This window comes from Fictibacillus phosphorivorans (assembly GCF_023715845.1).
GTDB classification, from domain to species: Bacteria; Bacillota; Bacilli; order Bacillales; family Fictibacillaceae; genus Fictibacillus; species Fictibacillus phosphorivorans_D.
The window spans coordinates 22,633-41,656 of sequence record NZ_JAMBOR010000025.1 but is presented as its reverse complement, the minus strand read 5'-3'; the positions used below and the strand labels follow the sequence as shown (position 1 = coordinate 41,656).

General features: G+C 40.6%; 20 protein-coding genes. All 20 read left to right on the top strand.

Features of this window, described 5'->3' with window-relative positions:
• The first annotated feature begins 51 nt into the window (after nt 1-51).
• A complete protein-coding gene (rnmV, locus tag M3206_RS16385; RefSeq protein ID WP_251313584.1) occupies nt 52-618 on the top strand; it encodes a ribonuclease M5 in 567 nt (188 codons plus the stop codon).
• Between the two features lie 6 nt (nt 619-624).
• Nucleotides 625-1,500 carry a 16S rRNA (adenine(1518)-N(6)/adenine(1519)-N(6))-dimethyltransferase RsmA gene (rsmA, locus tag M3206_RS16380; protein WP_251313583.1) on the top strand — a complete coding sequence of 292 codons (876 nt, stop codon included), beginning with the start codon at nt 625-627 and terminating at the stop codon, nt 1,498-1,500.
• Nucleotides 1,501-1,586: 86 nt separating this feature from the next.
• The gene (gene yabG, locus M3206_RS16375) at nt 1,587-2,453 is read left to right on the top strand and encodes a sporulation peptidase YabG (protein ID WP_251313582.1); all 867 of its coding nucleotides are present in this window, start codon (nt 1,587-1,589) and stop codon (nt 2,451-2,453) included.
• A gap of 342 nt (nt 2,454-2,795) precedes the next feature.
• Complete coding sequence (gene veg / locus M3206_RS16370) at nt 2,796-3,056, top strand: biofilm formation stimulator Veg (RefSeq protein WP_066238125.1); 261 nt, start codon at nt 2,796-2,798, stop codon at nt 3,054-3,056.
• Between the two features lie 123 nt (nt 3,057-3,179).
• A complete protein-coding gene (locus tag M3206_RS16365; protein WP_251313581.1) occupies nt 3,180-3,353 on the top strand; it encodes a small, acid-soluble spore protein, alpha/beta type in 174 nt (57 codons plus the stop codon).
• A 148-nt stretch (nt 3,354-3,501) separates the two neighbouring features.
• Nucleotides 3,502-4,365, top strand: a complete 864-nt coding sequence (ispE, locus tag M3206_RS16360) for a 4-(cytidine 5'-diphospho)-2-C-methyl-D-erythritol kinase (RefSeq protein ID WP_251313580.1) — start codon at nt 3,502-3,504, stop codon at nt 4,363-4,365.
• A 60-nt stretch (nt 4,366-4,425) separates the two neighbouring features.
• Nucleotides 4,426-5,259, top strand: a complete 834-nt coding sequence (gene purR / locus M3206_RS16355) for a pur operon repressor (RefSeq protein ID WP_251313579.1) — start codon at nt 4,426-4,428, stop codon at nt 5,257-5,259.
• Nucleotides 5,253-5,630, top strand: a complete 378-nt coding sequence (locus tag M3206_RS16350; protein ID WP_251313599.1) for a RidA family protein — start codon at nt 5,253-5,255, stop codon at nt 5,628-5,630. The genes purR and M3206_RS16350 overlap by 7 nt, the downstream gene beginning before the upstream one ends.
• 190 nt (nt 5,631-5,820) lie before the next feature.
• Nucleotides 5,821-6,111 carry a septation regulator SpoVG gene (spoVG, locus tag M3206_RS16345; protein WP_066238133.1) on the top strand — a complete coding sequence of 97 codons (291 nt, stop codon included), beginning with the start codon at nt 5,821-5,823 and terminating at the stop codon, nt 6,109-6,111.
• A 229-nt stretch (nt 6,112-6,340) separates the two neighbouring features.
• Nucleotides 6,341-7,723 carry a bifunctional UDP-N-acetylglucosamine diphosphorylase/glucosamine-1-phosphate N-acetyltransferase GlmU gene (gene glmU, locus M3206_RS16340; protein WP_251313578.1) on the top strand — a complete coding sequence of 461 codons (1,383 nt, stop codon included), beginning with the start codon at nt 6,341-6,343 and terminating at the stop codon, nt 7,721-7,723.
• 28 nt (nt 7,724-7,751) lie between these two features.
• A complete protein-coding gene (locus tag M3206_RS16335) occupies nt 7,752-8,702 on the top strand; it encodes a ribose-phosphate diphosphokinase (protein WP_066294464.1) in 951 nt (316 codons plus the stop codon).
• A 249-nt stretch (nt 8,703-8,951) separates the two neighbouring features.
• A complete protein-coding gene (locus M3206_RS16330) occupies nt 8,952-9,623 on the top strand; it encodes a 50S ribosomal protein L25/general stress protein Ctc (protein WP_251313577.1) in 672 nt (223 codons plus the stop codon).
• 97 nt (nt 9,624-9,720) lie between these two features.
• Nucleotides 9,721-10,281 carry an aminoacyl-tRNA hydrolase gene (gene pth, locus M3206_RS16325; protein WP_251313576.1) on the top strand — a complete coding sequence of 187 codons (561 nt, stop codon included), beginning with the start codon at nt 9,721-9,723 and terminating at the stop codon, nt 10,279-10,281.
• 64 nt (nt 10,282-10,345) lie between these two features.
• Nucleotides 10,346-10,576 (top strand): anti-sigma-F factor Fin family protein, encoded by a 231-nt coding sequence (locus tag M3206_RS16320; protein WP_251313575.1) that lies wholly within the window; start codon nt 10,346-10,348, stop codon nt 10,574-10,576.
• Nucleotides 10,577-10,672: 96 nt separating this feature from the next.
• The gene (gene mfd, locus M3206_RS16315) at nt 10,673-14,212 is read left to right on the top strand and encodes a transcription-repair coupling factor (protein ID WP_251313574.1); all 3,540 of its coding nucleotides are present in this window, start codon (nt 10,673-10,675) and stop codon (nt 14,210-14,212) included.
• 146 nt (nt 14,213-14,358) lie between these two features.
• Nucleotides 14,359-14,895, top strand: coding sequence for a stage V sporulation protein T (gene spoVT / locus M3206_RS16310; protein ID WP_077365604.1), 537 nt, complete (start codon nt 14,359-14,361; stop codon nt 14,893-14,895).
• Between the two features lie 207 nt (nt 14,896-15,102).
• Nucleotides 15,103-16,689, top strand: a complete 1,587-nt coding sequence (locus M3206_RS16305; RefSeq protein ID WP_251313573.1) for a putative polysaccharide biosynthesis protein — start codon at nt 15,103-15,105, stop codon at nt 16,687-16,689.
• Nucleotides 16,686-18,128: a nucleoside triphosphate pyrophosphohydrolase gene (gene mazG, locus M3206_RS16300; RefSeq protein ID WP_251313572.1), complete on the top strand. Its 1,443-nt coding sequence runs from the start codon at nt 16,686-16,688 to the stop codon at nt 18,126-18,128. Before M3206_RS16305 ends, mazG begins: the two co-directional genes overlap by 4 nt.
• A gap of 126 nt (nt 18,129-18,254) precedes the next feature.
• The gene (locus M3206_RS16295; RefSeq protein ID WP_130297510.1) at nt 18,255-18,527 is read left to right on the top strand and encodes an HU family DNA-binding protein; all 273 of its coding nucleotides are present in this window, start codon (nt 18,255-18,257) and stop codon (nt 18,525-18,527) included.
• Between the two features lie 2 nt (nt 18,528-18,529).
• Entirely contained in the window at nt 18,530-18,796 is a 267-nt protein-coding gene (locus tag M3206_RS16290) for an RNA-binding S4 domain-containing protein (RefSeq protein WP_251313571.1), read from the top strand.
• Nucleotides 18,797-19,024: the final 228 nt, after the last annotated feature.

The following is a 19,024-nucleotide window of genomic DNA, read 5'->3' as shown; positions in this document are numbered from 1 at the left end:
ATGATTAGACGTTACAATGCCTAAAAAGGTTTCACCGTTTTGGAGGAAATCATGAAAAAAATAAAAGAAATTATTATTGTTGAAGGTAAGAGCGATACACTCGCCATAAAACGCTCGGTTGAAGCGGATACAATTGAAACAAATGGATCAGAAATAAGTATAGATACGTTGAATCGGATAAAAAGAGCCCATAATATTCGGGGAATTATCGTATTTACAGATCCAGATTTTCCTGGAAAGAGAATTAGGCAGATCATTTCTGAGTTCGTTCCGGGCTGTAAGCATGCATATTTAGCAAAACATGACGCCCTGGCTAAAGGTAATAAAGGTGTAGGCGTAGAGCACGCTTCGAAGGAAGCGATTATTGAAGCTCTTTCACATGTGAGAGAAGAAATGCTGGAAACAGAAGAAAGTGAATTAATTGCTTGGGAAGATCTAATGGCAGCTGGACTGACCGGAGGACCAGATTCAAAAAGAAGACGTGAGATCATTGGTAGAGAGCTTCGGTTAGGTTATATGAATGCAAAACAATTGTATAAGCGTTTAAATATGTTTCGCGTCACTCAGGATGAATTTCAGAAAGCTCTGCAGGCGCTCTATAGAAATGAGGAGGAGTAGTTAGTCATGAGAAAAGATATCTCAACCCCACAATCTACAAAGGCCATACTTGAAAAACATGGTTTTACATTTAAGAAAAGTCTGGGGCAAAACTTTTTAATCGATCGCAACATACTTAATAATATCGTTAATGCTGCTGATTTAACGGAAAACTCAGGGGTTATTGAGATCGGTCCTGGAATCGGTGCCTTAACAGAGTTTATCGCGAGGGCTGCCAAGAAAGCTGTAGCCTTTGAGATCGATCAAAGGCTCCTTCCTATATTAAAAGAAACTCTGGCTCCGTACCCCCATGTGGAAGTCATTCATTCTGATGTGTTAAAAGCTGATATTCATCAAGTGATCAAAGAGTACTTTGAAGAAGGACAAGACTTGATGGTCGTTGCAAACCTACCGTATTATGTAACAACGCCTATCATCATGAAGCTTCTTCAAGACAAACTCCCAATACGCGGCATTGTCTGTATGATACAGAAGGAGGTAGCCGATCGTTTGGCTGCATCTCCAGGTTCAAAGGATTATAATTCCTTGTCTATCGCGATTCAGTACTATGCGAAAGCTGAGACGATGATTAAAGTGCCGAAAACGGTTTTTGTTCCAGCACCTAATGTGGATTCATCCGTCATCAAGCTGACGATTCGCAAAGAACCTGCCGTTAAAGTAAAAGATGAAGCGTTCTTTTTTGAAGTTGTCAGATCCTCTTTTGCTCAAAGAAGAAAGACTCTATGGAACAACCTTACAAGCCAGCTTGTTTCAAAAGAAAAGAAAGATGAACTACTATCTATATTAGAAGAGTTGGAAATCGACCCTAAACGACGGGGCGAAACATTGACTATCGAAGAATTCGGCAGACTGTCAGACTCTCTTTTGCCGCTTGTAAAATAAACCTCATTTTTCCCCCTATCCTCTCATAACCTTATAAAAGAACATTGGGAGCAGTGGAGCTTGTTACTCCAAATAGGGGGAGTAAGATGAAACTAGAGATTGGAACAATTGTGACCAGGAACTCTTACAAACGGGATTTACTTTTTCGGATTGTAGGATTTAGTGAAGATCGTACCATTGCAGAACTTGCAGGAGAAGAGCTCAGACTCTGGGCTGATGCTCCAGTGGACGATTTATTTGTCGTGGACGATAAGCAGATGACTGAACATAGGCAAGTAGTGAAAGATAAGGAAGATTCCTCACTTAAGCTCTTCAGACAGGATTATTATCTACTGAGACAAAAAAGGGAATACCTTTCAACCAATGGCTATCAATACGATCAATCCTATTTTGAACTGCCTGGAAGGGTGCTTCATATTGATGGAGATCCCTTATATTTAAATAAATGTCTGGACCTCTACAAAAAGCTGGGGGTGCCTGTTTATGGCATTCATATGAAAGAAACCGATATGCCAGAAAAAGTTCCGGCACTTGTAGACGAGATTAGACCAGACATTCTTGTTATTACGGGTCATGATGCTTACATGAAATCAAAGGGCGATATATCAGATGTGAATGCTTATCGCCATACAAAATACTTCATCAGGACGGTTCGTGAAGTACGAAGAAAGTATTCGAATCTAGATCATCTGATGATCTTTGCTGGTGCTTGCCAATCTCATTTTGAATCTTTAATTAAAGTAGGTTCTAATTTCGCGAGCTCTCCTGCACGAATTAATATACATGCTTTAGACCCTGTTTATATCGTTTCAAAGATTAGTCTTACCTCTTTCATGGATCGCGTGAATGTGATGGATGTTTTACGCAACACACTGACTGGAAAAGAAGGATTAGGCGGTGTAGAGACGAGAGGGTTCCTTAGAACAGGAATGCCAATTAAATCAAAGCCATAGATACAAAAAACTCCGGAAAACCCGGAGTTTTTTGTTGATTATGAGCAGCTGATTACATCATACATATCAGGTAATAGGGGGAGGCAAATTCCGTATATAAAATAACAGAAAAAAAGACATAAAAAAACAAAAAAATATATCAAATGGTCATAAATTTAAGGATTATTTGTAGAAATCTTTCATTTTATACATATTCACCAGGTATATTGACATACTAAAAAAAGCAAAAAAAGGATATTTGGTCATTGACATGAAAATACTTTGCTTGCTATAATGAAAATTTTAATTTGACAAAAAAACACGATTTGTGTTATAATTTGTCTAAGTGAGGTGGAGCCTAAAATGGGTAAAACAATAGTGGACATTAGACGCTCTTTAGAGTCCAATGTGGGTAGAAGACTTTCTTTACGTGCAAATGGCGGTCGACGCAAAACGATCGAACGTTTAGGAACACTGGAGGAGACGTACCCTGCAGTTTTTATTATCAAATTAGATCAGGACACCAACGCTTTTGAACGTGTTTCTTATAGTTACGCGGATGTACTCACAGAAACAGTAGAACTTACATTCTTAGAAGATACACAAGCAGCTATCGGGCAGTAAGAATTCTTTACTGCTATTTTTTTTACCCTTTGGGGCTGAAGTTAAACATACATACATATCAGCAAGAATTAATCCCTTTTGGAGATACTATTACGTATCGCATATGAAAGGGGTTTTATTATTATGGGAAGAAGCAAACATGGTATGATGTCAGAAGGATTAAAGACTGAAATTGCCAAAGAGCTCGGCTTTTATCATAAAGTTCAACGAGATGGATGGGGCGGTATTTCTTCAAAGGACGCAGGGAATATGGTCAAGCGCGCACTTGAATTAGCTGAGCAAAGATTAAATAAGTAAATATGCGATTAAAATAAAAGCCGGAGGTATAGAAGTCTCCGGTTTTCTGCTATCATCACATGAAACGATTTTAACTATATATAAGTGTACATCCTGTGTTACTATTAAAAATATCAAAATTGTGTAAGATTTTTAGGCAGGGATTACGATGATTAATAATAAAGTATCCATAAAAGCACCGGCTAAAATCAATCTGTCTCTAGATGCTTTGCGAAAAAGAGAAGATGGCTTTCATGAAGTAGCCATGGTCATGACTACGGTTGATTTAGCTGACCGCATCGAACTGACTTTATTAGAAAAAGATGAAATTAGAATAGAAAGCTCGGGCGGTTTCGTGCCTTTGGATGAACGAAACTTAGCCTATCAGGCTGCATTGCTTCTTAAAAAGACATATGGAATTAAACAAGGTGTTTTCATACATATTTCAAAGCATATCCCGGTCGCCGCCGGTCTTGCGGGAGGAAGCAGTGACGCAGCAGCAACATTAAAAGGGCTGAATCAGCTTTGGAACTTACGGTTGTCTTTAGATGAACTTGCAGAACTCGGAGCAAAGATCGGGTCTGATGTTTCGTTTTGTGTATACGGCGGAACGGCACTGGCAACTGGCCGAGGCGAAAAGATCCATCATATTTCTTCTCCGCCTCCATGTTGGGTACTTCTTGCTAAACCACCAATCGGAGTTTCGACAGGTGAAGTGTATCGGAACTTAAAACTCTCCGGAATCCAACATCCGGATGTAGAAGGAATGGTTAAAGCAATTGAAGATAAAGACTATGATCGGATTTGCCGTCTTCTTGGCAATGTGTTAGAGACCGTAACCCTTAATATGTATCCTGAAGTAAAACATATTAAGGAACAAATGATGAAGCTTGGAGCGGATGCCGTTTTAATGAGTGGAAGCGGTCCGACAGTTTTTGGGCTATTCCAGCATGAGTCCAGGCTTCAGAGGGTTTATAACGGGTTAAGAGGTTTTTGCAATGAAGTTTACGCGGTAAGACTATTAGGGGAATGATTGATAAAATCCGTATAAAAATGTTATATTAACTTCAAACATTCGGTTTTGGAGGAAAATATGAAACTTAAAAGAAGCGGAAGAATGGTTGATTTGACAGCTTACCTACTTCATCATCCCCATCAGCTTATCCCTTTATCTTATTTTGTTGAACGTTATGAATCGGCTAAATCATCGATCAGTGAAGACCTTGCTATCATCAAGGAACATTTTGAACAGCACGGATTAGGACAAGTTCAAACCGTTCCAGGAGCAGCAGGCGGTGTGAAATATATTCCTGGCATCGATCAGGCAGAAGCGGAAGCTACAGTAGAGGAACTTGTCCATCTACTCGAAGACCCAAGCCGCATTCTGCCGGGGGGTTATCTGTACGTTACAGATATAATCGGTAATCCAAGACTCGTTAATCAGATCGGTCGTTTGTTTGCTTCGATCTTCTCTAAACGAAAAATAGATGTTGTTATGACGATCGCGACAAAAGGAATACCCCTTGCGTACGCGGTTGCTACTCATTTAGACGTCCCTGTAGTCGTGGTAAGAAGCAACAGCCGGGTAACGGAAGGGTCTACCGTGAGTATCAATTATGTTTCCGGTTCCACAAAACGTATTCAAACGATGGCTCTTGCAAGACGAAGCATTAAACAAGGATCCCGTGTATTGATCATCGATGATTTTATGAAAGCTGGCGGTACGATTAAAGGGATGATCAGTTTGATAGAAGAGTTCCAGGCACATATCGAAGGAATCGGTGTCCTTGTGGAAGCGCAGGAAGTATCCGAACGTCTTATTGATGATTACGTTTCAATCGCACGTCTTTCCAAGGTAAACGAAAAAGAAAACCGTATTGAAGTAGAAAAAGGCAATTATTCTTTAAATGGAGGTCGTTCATCATGAAAAAGGTTCATACTACTGAAGCTCCGGCAGCAATCGGGCCATACTCCCAAGGAATCGTCTTCAATGATTTGTTTTTCAGTTCTGGGCAGATTCCACTAACCAAAGAAGGCAACATGGTGGATGGAGATGTGAAAGAACAGACACATCAAGTATTCAGCAACTTAAAAGCCGTTCTAGCTGAGGCAGGCTCTTCTCTTGAAGAAGTAATCAAAGCTACTGTTTATATTAAAGATATGAATGAATTTGCTGAGATCAATGAAGTTTATGGCGAGTATTTTTCAGATCATAAGCCCGCACGCTCTTGTGTGGAAGTAGCCCGTCTTCCTAAAGATGCTAAAGTGGAAATAGAAGTAGTCGCCCATGTAAAATAAGCTCCTTATTAGAGGGCTTATTTTTTTTGCCTTCATTTGGTAATAACTCCACTACATCCTTCTTCAAACCCATAAAAATAGCCTCTTCACAAATTTTTTAAAAATTTTTATTATTCAAAGAAGGATTTTGTAAAATGATGAAGAATTGTAGTATTACGTTCTTATTATTGGAAAAAGGTGGTGTTTGTAAGTGGAAGTGACTGACGTAAGATTACGCCGTGTAAATACAGAAGGTCGTATGAAAGCGATTGCCTCCATTACAATCGATCATGAATTTGTTATTCATGATATCAGAGTAATCGATGGCAATAATGGAATGTTCGTGGCTATGCCAAGCAAACGAACACCAGATGGGGAGTTCCGTGATATCGCACATCCGATTACTTCAAGTACTCGAGAAAAGATTCAGAATGCGGTATTAACAGAATATCACCGTATGGGAGAAATGGAGTCCGCTTTGGAAGAAGCAGGAGCTTCCTAATATCCTAATAAGAATCAAGAGCCTGGTCACAAATGATTAGGTTCTTTTTATTTGCCCGTTTTTATAATAGTCTGAAACCTAAACTTAAAAAAAAGGATGATTTCTTCCTTATTTGTCTCTATTTATATCAAACCATTGACAATCCCTCATCACTCCTTGAAATGCCCCCGCGTTTAAGATATATTCGTAATGGTATATTAAGAATTAGGAAAATGGATGGAGGTTCACTATGACAAATCGCTATGCGGTCATTCTTGCTGCGGGTCAAGGAACAAGGATGAAATCCAAATTATATAAAGTATTACATCCTGTATGTGGTAAGCCGATGGTTCAACATGTTGTTGATCAGATCAGCTCACTTCAAATGAAGCAAATGGTGGCTGTTGTTGGCCATGGAGCAGAAAAGGTTCAGGAACAACTGGGCGACCACATTCAGTATGTTCTTCAAGAAGAGCAGCTCGGAACTGCCCATGCGGTTATGCAGGCAGAAGAGGTTCTTGCTAATAAAGAAGGAGTTACTCTTGTAGTATGTGGTGACACTCCGCTTATTACATCCGAAACTATGGAAAGGCTTATTGCTGAACATGATTCCCTTGGAGCAAAAGCTACGATCCTTACTGCTCAGGCAGATGATCCAACGGGTTACGGACGTATCATTCGTAACAGCGAAGGTACGGTTGAGAGAAATGTTGAGCATAAAGATGCGACGGAAGAAGAACGCAAAGTAACAGAAATCAATACAGGAACATACTGTTTTGATAATAAAGCGTTGTTTGAAGCATTAAAGAAAGTAAGCAACGACAATGTTCAAGGTGAATATTATTTGCCTGATGTGATAGAAATCTTGAAAGAAGCTGGTGAGGTTGTAGCAGCGTATCAAACACCAGATTTTAACGAAACACTGGGTGTAAATGACCGAGTAGCTCTTTCAAAAGCTGAGAGCTTTATGAAAAAGAGAATCAACGAACGTCATATGAGAAACGGTGTTACTTTAATCGATCCTGAACAAACGTATATATCCGATGATGCTGAAATCGGAAGCGATACAGTGATCTACCCTGGAACGGTTATTTTAGGAAACACGAAGATCGGTGAAGAGAATATCATTGGTCCTCAATCTGAAATTAAAGACAGTGTGGTGGGGAATGGTAATACGGTTCGCCAATCTGTCATCCATGACAGTGAAGTAGGGAATGAAACAGCAATCGGGCCATTCGCTCACATTCGTCCTAAATCAGTTCTTGAGAATAATGTAAAGATCGGTAACTTTGTTGAAGTTAAAAAATCAGTGATGAGTACAGGAAGCAAGGCTTCACACCTAAGCTACATTGGAGATGCTGAGATTGGCAAAGATGTTAACTTAGGTTGTGGATCTATTACTGTGAATTATGATGGTAAGAATAAGTTCCTGACAAAAGTAGAAGATGGTGCATTCATCGGCTGTAATTCCAACCTAGTAGCACCTGTTACCGTTGGAAAGAATGCTTATGTTGCAGCAGGTTCTACCATTACGAATGATGTTCCGGCTGAGTCGCTGTCTATTGCTAGATCGCGTCAGACCGTTAAAGAAAATTATGTTCAAAAACTTAACGAAAAACAAAACAATAATTAATTAAGAGTGGGGAAGGATGAAGCCATCAATGAGTACGTATGTAGATCCTACATTGAAAGTTTTCACTTTAAATTCTAATAAGGAACTTTCAAAAGAGATTGCCGAGCATATTGGAATCGAACTTGGAGAAAGTTCAGTAACAAAATTCAGTGACGGGGAAATTCAAATTAATATTGAAGAAAGTATTCGTGGATGTGAAGTCTATGTTATTCAATCCACAAGTGACCCTGTTAACCAACATTTAATGGAACTTTTAATTATGATTGATGCTCTAAAACGTGCATCTGCCAAAACGATCAATGTCGTTATTCCTTACTACGGCTATGCACGCCAAGACCGTAAAGCACGTGCGCGTGAACCGATTACGGCAAAGCTTGTTGCAAACTTGCTTGAAACAGCAGGGGCAACTCGTGTAATTGCAATCGATCTTCATGCGACTCAAATTCAAGGCTTTTTCGACATTCCTGTAGACCAGCTTCTTGGTGTGCCGATTCTTGCTAATTATTTCTCAAATAAAAACTTGGATGACATCGTTATCGTATCACCAGATCATGGTGGTGTTACAAGAGCGCGTAAAATGGCTGACCGTCTAAAAGCTCCAATCGCCATCATTGATAAGCGCCGTCCTCGTCCGAATGTATCTGAAGTTATGAACATCGTAGGTAACATCGAAGGCAAAACGGCCATCTTGATCGATGACATTATCGATACAGCTGGTACGATCACATTGGCTGCAAACGCACTTATGGAAAACGGTGCGAAGGAAGTGTATGCATGCTGTACGCATCCAGTCCTTTCGGGCCCTGCTATGGATCGCATTCAAAATTCTTCTATTAAAGAACTTGTAGTAACAAACACGATTGTTCTTCCAGAAGAAAAGAAAATCGATAAGATCACACAGCTTTCCGTAGCACCATTATTAGGTGAAGCGATTATTCGTGTACACGAGCAACTTTCTGTATCTAAATTATTTGACTAAGCCGATTCAATAAGTTTCAGTAAAAAGATGATTGGATGAGCTTTTCTTTTCCTGAATAATAGGTACATCATGAGGCTAGACAAGCCCCGCTATTTCAAAAAAAGTGGGGAGTCTAGCCTTAAACTATTGTCAAAATGAGAAAGTAGATTCAAACTTTTTTAAATGGAGATAATAAAACTTCACGTTTTAAAATCTTTCTGTTCGGGTAATCCTTTTAAGAGACTCGAAATAGGAAAGGTGGATCTCAATATGGCAACGAATCTAGCAGTCGAAAAACGAAACACTGAAAAACGTTCATTTTTGACGGAGTTAAGAAGTAAAGGGCATGTTCCTGCAAACCTTTATGGATACGGAACAGAGTCTGTTGCATTGTCCGTGGACGAACCTGAATTTATTAAAGCGTATAGAGAAGTAGGTCGAAACGGCGTCCTTAAGCTGAATGTGGATGGAAAAGATTATTCTGTCATGGTACAGGAAATGCAAGTACACCCATTAAAGAATGCTGTCACTCACATTGATTTTATTGCGATTGATCTAAATAAAGAAACTGAAGCTGAAGTTCCAGTAGTATTAACAGGCGATTCTGCCGGCGTTAAAGAAGGTGGAGTTCTGCAGCGAGTACATGCAACGGTAAACGTAAAAGCACTTCCGTCAGACTTTCCGGAGCAATTAGAAGCTTCTATTGAAGACTTAAACATTGGTGATTCCTTATATGTAAAAGATTTGCCAACTAGCGGCAAATACGAAATTCTTCATGAAGAAGATGAAGTAATCGCAAGTGTTGTCCCACCTAAACTTCAAGACGAAGAAACTGATCCTGACACAGAGGAAGCGGATGAAGCTGGAGATGCTCCAGAGTCCTCTGAATCTGTCGGAGATGATGTTGCTGATGGTCAAGAAGAAGGTAAGACAAACGAATAGGTATATACAAAACGCAGCCTCCGCTGCGTTTTTATTCTGTTTATTAAAATTGATGTATAATAGGCGTATGACATTTTAAAGGTTAGGTGACAAGAAAGTGAAATTGTTTATAGGACTCGGGAATCCTGGATCAAGATTTGATGGAACTCGACATAATATAGGGTTTGAAGTAATCGACAGACTTTCCGATTCTTTGAACATACAGATGCAGCAAACAAAATTTAAAGGCATATATGGGACAGCCAATGTAGAAGGGGAAAAAATCTTTTTACTTAAACCACTGACATATATGAACTTATCTGGTGAATGCATACGTCCATTTATGGATTATTTTCAAATTCCTGTAGAGGACATTCTCGTGATTTATGATGACCTTGATACACAGCCAGGTAAATTAAGGCTCCGAACAAAGGGAAGTGCTGGTGGTCATAATGGAATCAAATCGATGATTGCTCATCTTGGAACGCAGGAATTTAAGCGGATCCGTTTTGGAATCGGCCGTCCTCAAAACCAGCAGCCAGTTCCGGACTTTGTCCTTAACCGTTTTTCAAAAGAAGAACAGCCGGATGTGGAGAACGGAATTGAACGTGCGGTTAAAGCCAGCCAAGCTTTTATCGATACATCATTTGATAAGGTAATGAATAAGTTTAATGGGTAAAGAATAGATCATACATGTTCCGCTCATAATGGTTAGTAGAATGCTAACCGAAAGGGGAACTCTTATGGCTATTCATTACCGGTGCAGGCATTGTAAAACACATGTAGGCACCATTGACCACCATACTGTAAACACAGCCAACCTTGGATTTGAAACATTAACTGCACAAGAACGGCAGGAATTACTCTCCTATAAAGAGAATGGAGATATAGAAGTAACCACTACTTGTGAAGATTGTCAGGATACATTAGAACGATATCCTGAATTTCATACACTGAAATCTTTTATTCAATAACGTATAGCTTTGGCCGCAGGCTATGATGCGGACCAAAGCCTTTTTCTGTTTACATGTCTTGTTTATGGCTATGACGTCGCGAGAGGGGAGAAAAAATTGCTCGGGTTAAAGAGATATTTTAGTCAGGGAGAAGATTTTGATTCGATAGTAAAGGGCATAAACGAAGGGTTGAAAGAACAGTTAGTTGCGGGGCTTTCAGGTTCTGCACGGACGATGCTGGTCAGCGGTCTTCATGAAAAAACAGGCAAACCTCTATTGGTTGTCACACATAATCTTTTTCAGGCGCAAAAGTTGTATGATGATTTAATTTCTCTTCTGCCTGAAGATGAAGTTTATTTATATCCGGTAAATGACTTGATCTCATCAGAAATGGCGATATCAAGTCCAGAACTAAAAAGTCAACGAATCGATGCGTTAAATTATTTAAGCAATTCCGCTTCCGGTGTCATCATTACACCGATCGCAGGATTAAGAAGATACTTACCGCCTATTGAAACTTGGAAACAAGCGGGACTTTCTTTTCGAATGGGAGAAGAGATCGATCCTGATCAACTATTAAAAAAGTTAGTTGCCATGGGTTATGAAAGGACATCAATGGTCCAGACTCCTGGTGAATTTAGTGTGCGCGGAGGAATTATTGATATTTTCCCTCTCACTCTAAAAAATCCAGTTCGTATTGAACTATTTGATACAGAGATCGATTCTATCCGATACTTTGAAGCAGAAACCCAGCGTTCAAAAGATAAGGTGCAACAGATTTCCATCGCGCCTGCAGAAGAACTTATTTTATTTGATGAGCATTACGAACAAGCGGCTGATCGAATTGACGCCAGGCTGGCAGATACTTTGAAAAACATAAAAGAAGATTCTCTTAAAGAGATGCTTGTAGAAAATATAACCTTTGAAACGGGTCGTTTAAGAGAACATCAACAGTTTCAGGGTATGTATAAGTACGCTTCTTTGTTTTATGATAAACCCGCCAACCTTTTGGACTATGTTTCTTCTAATTGTTTAATCATTATGGATGAGATCGGACGCATACAGGAAACGAGCCAGCAGCTTGATAAGGAAGAAGCAGAGTGGCAAACAGCACTTTTGGAACACGGTGAACTTGTACAGGGTCTTACCATATCGCCTGACACGAACATGATCGTAGGCGACAAAAAGAAGTTCCCGGTTATTTATCTTTCCCTTTTCTTAAGACATGTTCCACATACACAGCCCCAGAACATCTTAAATGTGGAATGTAAAAGTATGCAGAACTTCCATGGACAGATGAATGTACTCAAAGGAGAAATGGAACGCTGGAAAAAGCTCGGTTTTGCAATTGTTTTTGTTGCGTTGAACAAAGAACGGGCAACCCGTCTGGAAAGAGTCCTGGCTGATTACGAGATGGATGCTGGAATCATCGGTGAACAATCAGAAATTCAACCGAAAACAAGCCAGATCATGCTTGGAGACCTTGCGAGCGGCTTTGAATCTACAAAACAAAAACTCGTTGTCATCACAGAAGAGGAAGTTTTTACGAAAAAAGCGAAACGCCCTGCCCGTAAACAGAAGATGACAAATGCTGAACGTATCAAAAGCTATTCCGAGCTAAAAGTGGGAGACTATGTCGTTCACGTCAACCACGGGATCGGAAAGTATTTAGGGATTGAAACACTTGAGATCAAAGGTGTTCATAAGGACTACCTGCACATTAAGTATTCTGGTAATGACACACTTTATGTACCCGTCGAACAGATTGATCAAGTCCAAAAATATGTAGGGTCAGAGGGTAAAGAACCTAAGATCTACTCTTTAGGCGGAAGCGACTGGAAAAAAGTAAAGAACAAAGTAAAATCTTCTGTTCAGGATATCGCAGATGATTTAATCAAACTCTATGCGGAACGTGAAGCAAGCAGAGGTTATGCTTTCTCAAAAGATGGCGTGGAGCAGAGTGAATTCGAAAGCAGCTTTCCTTATCAGGAGACAGAGGATCAGCTGCGGACGATCGAAGAGATTAAAAAAGACATGGAAAGCATTCGCCCTATGGACCGACTGCTCTGTGGGGATGTAGGTTATGGAAAAACAGAAGTGGCGATCCGTGCTGCGTTTAAAGCGATTATGGACGGAAAGCAAGTGGCTTTTCTTGTACCTACAACGATTCTTGCCCAGCAGCATTACGAAACATTTCGTGAACGGTTTTCAGAGTTTCCGATTACGATCGGCAGCTTAAGCCGTTTCCGTTCAAAAAAAGAACAAAACGAAGTTATCAAGGGCTTAAAAGCAGGAACGGTAGATATTGCGATCGGTACACACCGTCTTCTTTCAAAAGATGTGCAATATAAAGACCTGGGCTTGCTGATTATTGATGAAGAGCAGCGTTTTGGTGTTACACACAAAGAAAAAATTAAAAAGCTGAAAGCTAATGTGGATGTACTTACATTAACAGCAACACCAATACCACGGACACTTCACATGTCCATGCTCGGTGTACGTGATCTATCCGTTATCGAGACGCCTCCTGAAAACCGTTTTCCTATTCAGACTTATGTTATGGAGTATAACGGTTCGTTGGTTCGTGAAGCGATCGAAAGAGAGATGGGGCGCGGGGGTCAAGTGTATTTCCTTTATAATCGGGTTGAATCGATTGAGAGGATGGCCGAACAGATCTCCATGCTTGTGCCGGATTGCCGGGTAGCTTATGCACACGGTCAAATGTCAGAGAACGAGCTTGAAACGGTCATGCTTGAATTCTTAGAAGGAAACTATGATGTATTAGTTTCAACAACGATCATCGAAACGGGTGTCGATATCCCGAATGTAAATACGTTGATCGTCTATGATGCCGATAAGATGGGCTTATCCCAGCTTTACCAGCTTCGTGGGCGTGTAGGACGATCCAATCGTGTTGCCTATGCGTACTTTACGTATCAGCGTGATAAAGTTTTAACAGAAGTCGCTGAGAAGCGTCTGCAGGCCATTAAGGAATTCACGGAGTTGGGTTCAGGTTTTAAAATTGCGATGCGTGACTTGTCAATCAGGGGTGCAGGGAACCTTCTTGGAGCCCAGCAGCATGGGTTTATTGATTCTGTTGGTTTTGATTTGTATTCTCAAATGCTTGAAGAAGCGATCGAGGAACGAAAAGGAACGAAACCAAAAGAAGTCGAAGAAGAAATGGACTTCAATATCGAAGTGGATGCTTATATTCCTTCAAATTACATCGGGGATGAAAAACAAAAGATCGAAATGTATAAACATGTACGTGCTGCTAAGTCGTTAAAAGATATTTCGGATCTGCAGGATGAATTCATCGATCGTTTTGGCGATTATCCAGTGGAAGTGGAATGTCTATTGCTCGCAGCAGGTATAAAACTCCGTGCGAAGCGTGAAGGGATTCAGTCGATCGATCAGAAGCAAGATACCATCACTATGCTGCTCACCGAACGTTCAACAGCTACCATTGATGGCGGAAAAATGTTTGAGGTCGCAAACAAGATCGGTAGACATGTTAACCTAGGCATGCAAAATACCCAGATGAAAGTGATCTTTAACCGAAAACGCTTAAAAGACTTAGAACTCTTAAAGCAGATGGACCTTTTCCTAAAAGAAATAAAGCATGCGAGGAAAGAAAAGGCTACAAATACTCGCTAAAATTTAATAAGCCCTCTCATTCGTGAATAGAACAGGAGATGTAACAAATAATAAACCTAGAAAATGGAACATTCTTTCAGAGAAGGAACCATTTTGTTGTTACATCAGTGCACTATCATCATACGAAAGTGAGGGCATTATTTATTATGAAAGCGACTGGTATCGTTCGACGTATTGATGATCTTGGGCGCGTTGTTATACCTAAAGAAATCCGCAGAACGCTGAGGATTCGCGAGGGGGACCCGCTTGAGATTTTTGTAGACAGAGATGGAGAAGTCATCCTAAAAAAATATTCTCCGATCAATGAGCTTGGCGACTTTGCGAAAGAATATGCTGAGAGCCTTGCTGACAGTACAGGCCATGTTGTTTTAATTGCTGACCGCGATACATATATTGCGGTAGCTGGCGGATCCAAAAAAGACTATCATAATAAAGCGATCGGCAAGGTAGTTGAATCATCTATGAGTGATCGCAAGACTCTAGTTGAATCAAACGGTACAGAAGCCGAACTTATTGATGGCATTAAAGAAAATACATCTCATGTCATAGCACCCATCATAGCGGGGGGCGATCCAATCGGAGCAGTCGTTATGATCGGAAAAGAAGGAAAGAAGCTTACTGAACTAGAGCAGAAACTTGCCGAGACAGCTGCAGGATTCTTAGCCAGACAGATGGAGCAATAAGAAAGGGCTACCTTCGCCCTTTCTTTTTTGTTTTTTACAAACATGCGTATCGCCGGGCGATACGATATATAGCCGTATTACACAGAACGAACGATTCTTTTAGTTATGATATAATACGTTGAAAATTAAAAAGAATTTTAATGAGGGATGTCGACATGTGTCGTCCCGGGAAATATTTTTATAGAAAGTGATTTTTGAGGTACTAGCATGAACACAAAAAAGTCTTCTGTCTGGGAAGGTGCTCTGCTCTTAACTGCAGCAGCCCTTGTTGTAAAATTATTGAGTACCGTCTACCGAATTCCCTATCAAAACATGACAGGCGATTTCGGTTTTTATGTATTTCAGCAAGCGTATCCCTTCTATGCGATAGCCGTTGCTATTGCTTTTACAGGATTTCCGATGGCTCTTTCAAGAATGATCGCATCTGAAAAAAACAACACAGATCATCTTATAAAAACGTCTGTTTGGACATCCTTTTTGTTAGGAATTCTTTCTTTTATTTTGTTATTTGCTACGGCACCTTTCCTAGCCCTATTAATGGGAGACAGCCAACTTTCTTTACCGATTCGTGTTATTTCGGTTCTGTTCCTATTTATTCCGCTGTCTGCTTTTTTAAGAGGTACATATCAAGGGTATGGTGATATGCAGCTTACTGCTGTTTCGCAACTGCTCGAACAAACCTTCAGAGTTTCAGGCATTTTATTCATTTCGTTTTATCTCGTTAGAACAGGTTACTCCAGCTATGAAACAGGAGCAGGCGCTTTAGCGGGGTCTGTTTTAGGAGCTGCAGCCTCTGGGTTATTCCTTTTGTTCTTCTGGAAAAAAGGAATTACTCCTCCATATCTTTCTAAAGCCAAAATAAGGGTTTCGTACGCAATAGAATTACTGAAATCAAGCATTTATCTATCCTTAAGCGCACTCGTATTAGCCCTTATGCAGCTGGTAGATGCGTTCCTTTTTGTGAACGTGTGGGTGGAAAGCGGGATGCAGGCCTATGATGCTAAACTGCTAAAAGGGATATTTGATAGGGGTCAGCCTCTACTTCAGCTGGGAACGGTAGCTGCAGCCTCTGTTGCGCTTGCTGTCGTCCCAGAAATGGCTCACTTGGTACAGGAAAAAAGAAAAACTGAGATTCAGGCCCTTACAAAACTATCCGTAAAGATTTCAGTTGTTTTTGGCGGTGCTGCTGCTGTCGGTCTCATCTGTATCATGGAACCTTTAAATACGATGCTCTTTAAGAATGCTGCAGGTTCATCTGCACTTGCTGTATTGTGTCTGTCCATAATACCTGTATCCATCATTTATACATCGACAGGCCTTTTACAGGGAATCGGTCATGGAAGGTATGCGGCGTTATCTATCCTGGCTGCGATATTCGTAAAAGTGGCAGGAAACCTGGTATGGATACCGTACTTAGGAATGGAAGGCGCAGCAGTGTCAACGGTCATCGCTACAAGTGTGGCCGCAGTAATTCAATTAATAAAGCTCCAGACCGCTACAAGGTTTATGAAGCATGTAAGGGCAGGTAACCTATTCGCTTATCTATTTGCATTAGGCGTTATGGTTGCAGGAGTTATGTTGTGGATCTTTATTGCCGAGAATATGTTTGAAGGTGCTTCAAGGTTAGATGCCTTGTTTATAAGCGTAACGAGTTCAGTAGTTGGAGGAATGCTTTATCTTATCGCCATCATAAAATGCAACATTTTTTCTAAAGAAGAATGGGATTCAGTATACGATTCGGTTGAAACGATCAGGAAGTTAGTCGACCGGCTGAAAAAAAGGAGACGAAAATGAAAAAGAAGATTACGATTGTAGGCTTAGGGGCAGGGAATCTCGATCAGATGACGCTCGGGATCTATCGGCTGCTTGAATCTGCCGAGACCATATATGCAAGAACGGTTCATCACCCTGCAGTTGAAGAGCTTGTTGTACAAGGGAAAACATTTATAACCTTTGATGAAATCTATGAAAAACATGATCGGTTTGAGCCTGTATACGAGGAAATCGCTGAACTTTTGTTTAGAGCGGCTGAGGAATGGGAACATGTGATTTATGCTGTGCCAGGTCACCCTTTAGTGGCTGAGCAGGCAGTTCAGCATCTGCTTAACCAAGCTGATCAAAATCAAACAGAAGTCTCTGTAGCAGGCGGAAAGAGTTTTCTTGATGAAATGTATACGGCTTTAAAGATCGATCCTATTGAAGGATGTCAGATCCTCGACGGGACAGCACTAAGAAAAGAAGAAATCCAAATACGTCATCATCTTGTAATTGTGCAAGTGTATGATTCTTTTATCGCATCGGAAGTAAAATTGACACTTATGGAGAAGTATCCGGATGATTATGAAGTGGCGGTAGTTACAGCAGCGGGGAGTTCCAGCGAGACGATCAAAAGAGTCCCGCTCTATGAGTTGGATCAATCTGTAACACTAAACAATCTAACCGCTGTATACGTACCTCCAGTGAAAGATGAAACAATGATGTACCGAGATTTTGCATTCTTAAAAAGTGTGATTGAAAGATTGAGAGGTCCCGGAGGTTGTCCGTGGGATCAGAAACAAACCCACGTTAGCCTCAAGAAATACTTAATTGAAGAAGCGTACGAAGTGCTAGAAGCGATTGATGAAGAAGATGATGAAACTTTAGCTGAAGAGCTAGGTGATGTTCTGCTCCAAGTGCTTCTGCACGCTCAGATTGGAGAAGAAGAAGGATTTTTTGCAATAGATGATGTCATCTCTTTGCTAACGGAGAAAATGATCCGCCGCCACCCTCACGTGTTTAGTGACGTCAAGGCAGAAGATGCTGATGAAGTCGTTGCAAACTGGGAAGCGATAAAAGCACAGGAAGCGGGCAAGGAAAAAAGAGAATCTCTACTGGATGGTGTGCCTAAAGGGATGCCGGCGATTCAAAAAGCCTTCCACTATCAGAAAAAGGCTGCTAAGGTTGGATTCGACTGGAAAGAAATTGAGCCGGTTTATGATAAAATTCTAGAGGAATTAAAAGAATTTCAGGAAGCTGAAGGAGAAGAGCGGTTGAAAGAGCTAGGGGATCTGCTGTTTTCAGTTGTGAATTTAGCCCGTTTCTATAAAATAGATCCTGAAGAAGCGCTTAATGCAACGAACAGAAAGTTTTATCAGCGGTTCCGTTACATCGAGTCAGCTCTAAAAGAAAAGAACCTCTCCTTTGAAGATGTGACATTAGAAGAAATGGACCGTCTATGGGTAGAAGCAAAATAATTTTTTTTTCAACAAAGAAGGATTATAGTGAGAAATAGAGAATATTTTCTCGAGAAATACCATGAACCCTTAATTATAAAGGGTTTCTAACGAATTCTTTGAAAGAAACCTTAGGAGGTAATAAAAATGAACAAAAATGAATTGGTAACAAATATCTCAGAAAAGTCAGGTCTTACTAAGAAAGACGTAGAAACAGTCGTTAATGGCGTAATCGATGAAATCACTGCTGCACTTAAAGGCGGAGAAAAAGTACAGTTTGTTGGATTTGGAACTTTTGAAACTCGCGAGCGTTCTAGCCGTACTGGCCGTAACCCTCAAACAGGTAAAGAAATTCAAATCCCAGCTGCTACTGTTCCAGCATTTAAAGCAGGAAACAAGCTGAAAGAAGCTGTTAAGTAAGCATGCGCTTAGACAAATTTCTGAAAGTCTCCCGTCTCATTAAACGAAGAACTGTGGCGAAGGAGATTTCAGATCAGGGCCGTATCACGATAAACGGATTGCAGGCGAAAGCTTCTTCTGATGTAAAAGTTGGGGACGAGCTTGCGATTCGTTTTGGCCAAAAGCTTGTTAAGGTTAAAATTAACGAGCTTAAGGATACGACTAAAAAAGAGGACGCTGACAACATGTACACCGTCCTTGAAGAAAACCGCATCGAAACGACTGACTAAAGAACCTGAATTCTTCAGGTTCTTTTCCTTTTGCTTTTAGCAGGGTTGTTCTGTGTGAGATGTTGATTTCCGCTCCAGGTTGCTCGCTTTCCGCAGGGTGTACGGTGAGCCCTCTCGTCGCTTTGCGCCATTGAGTAGTCTCACCTGTCCACTCATCCTGCAGGAGTCTCGCACCTTGCTCTTCTAAACCAAAAAGAAAATTATTTAAAAAACAACACTTTTGATTCT

Coding starts and splice junctions, on each gene's coding strand:
- rnmV (WP_251313584.1), top strand. CDS start 52: ATGAAAAAAATAAAAGAAATTATTATTGTTGAAGGTAAGAGCGATACA.
- M3206_RS16320 (WP_251313575.1), top strand. CDS start 10,346: ATGGCTATTCATTACCGGTGCAGGCATTGTAAAACACATGTAGGCACC.
- mazG (WP_251313572.1), top strand. CDS start 16,686: ATGAAAAAGAAGATTACGATTGTAGGCTTAGGGGCAGGGAATCTCGAT.
- M3206_RS16365 (WP_251313581.1), top strand. CDS start 3,180: ATGGGAAGAAGCAAACATGGTATGATGTCAGAAGGATTAAAGACTGAA.
- spoVT (WP_077365604.1), top strand. CDS start 14,359: ATGAAAGCGACTGGTATCGTTCGACGTATTGATGATCTTGGGCGCGTT.
- M3206_RS16330 (WP_251313577.1), top strand. CDS start 8,952: ATGGCAACGAATCTAGCAGTCGAAAAACGAAACACTGAAAAACGTTCA.
- rsmA (WP_251313583.1), top strand. CDS start 625: ATGAGAAAAGATATCTCAACCCCACAATCTACAAAGGCCATACTTGAA.
- M3206_RS16335 (WP_066294464.1), top strand. CDS start 7,752: ATGAGTACGTATGTAGATCCTACATTGAAAGTTTTCACTTTAAATTCT.
- M3206_RS16290 (WP_251313571.1), top strand. CDS start 18,530: ATGCGCTTAGACAAATTTCTGAAAGTCTCCCGTCTCATTAAACGAAGA.
- M3206_RS16305 (WP_251313573.1), top strand. CDS start 15,103: ATGAACACAAAAAAGTCTTCTGTCTGGGAAGGTGCTCTGCTCTTAACT.
- yabG (WP_251313582.1), top strand. CDS start 1,587: ATGAAACTAGAGATTGGAACAATTGTGACCAGGAACTCTTACAAACGG.
- veg (WP_066238125.1), top strand. CDS start 2,796: ATGGGTAAAACAATAGTGGACATTAGACGCTCTTTAGAGTCCAATGTG.
- purR (WP_251313579.1), top strand. CDS start 4,426: ATGAAACTTAAAAGAAGCGGAAGAATGGTTGATTTGACAGCTTACCTA.
- glmU (WP_251313578.1), top strand. CDS start 6,341: ATGACAAATCGCTATGCGGTCATTCTTGCTGCGGGTCAAGGAACAAGG.
- M3206_RS16295 (WP_130297510.1), top strand. CDS start 18,255: ATGAACAAAAATGAATTGGTAACAAATATCTCAGAAAAGTCAGGTCTT.
- ispE (WP_251313580.1), top strand. CDS start 3,502: ATGATTAATAATAAAGTATCCATAAAAGCACCGGCTAAAATCAATCTG.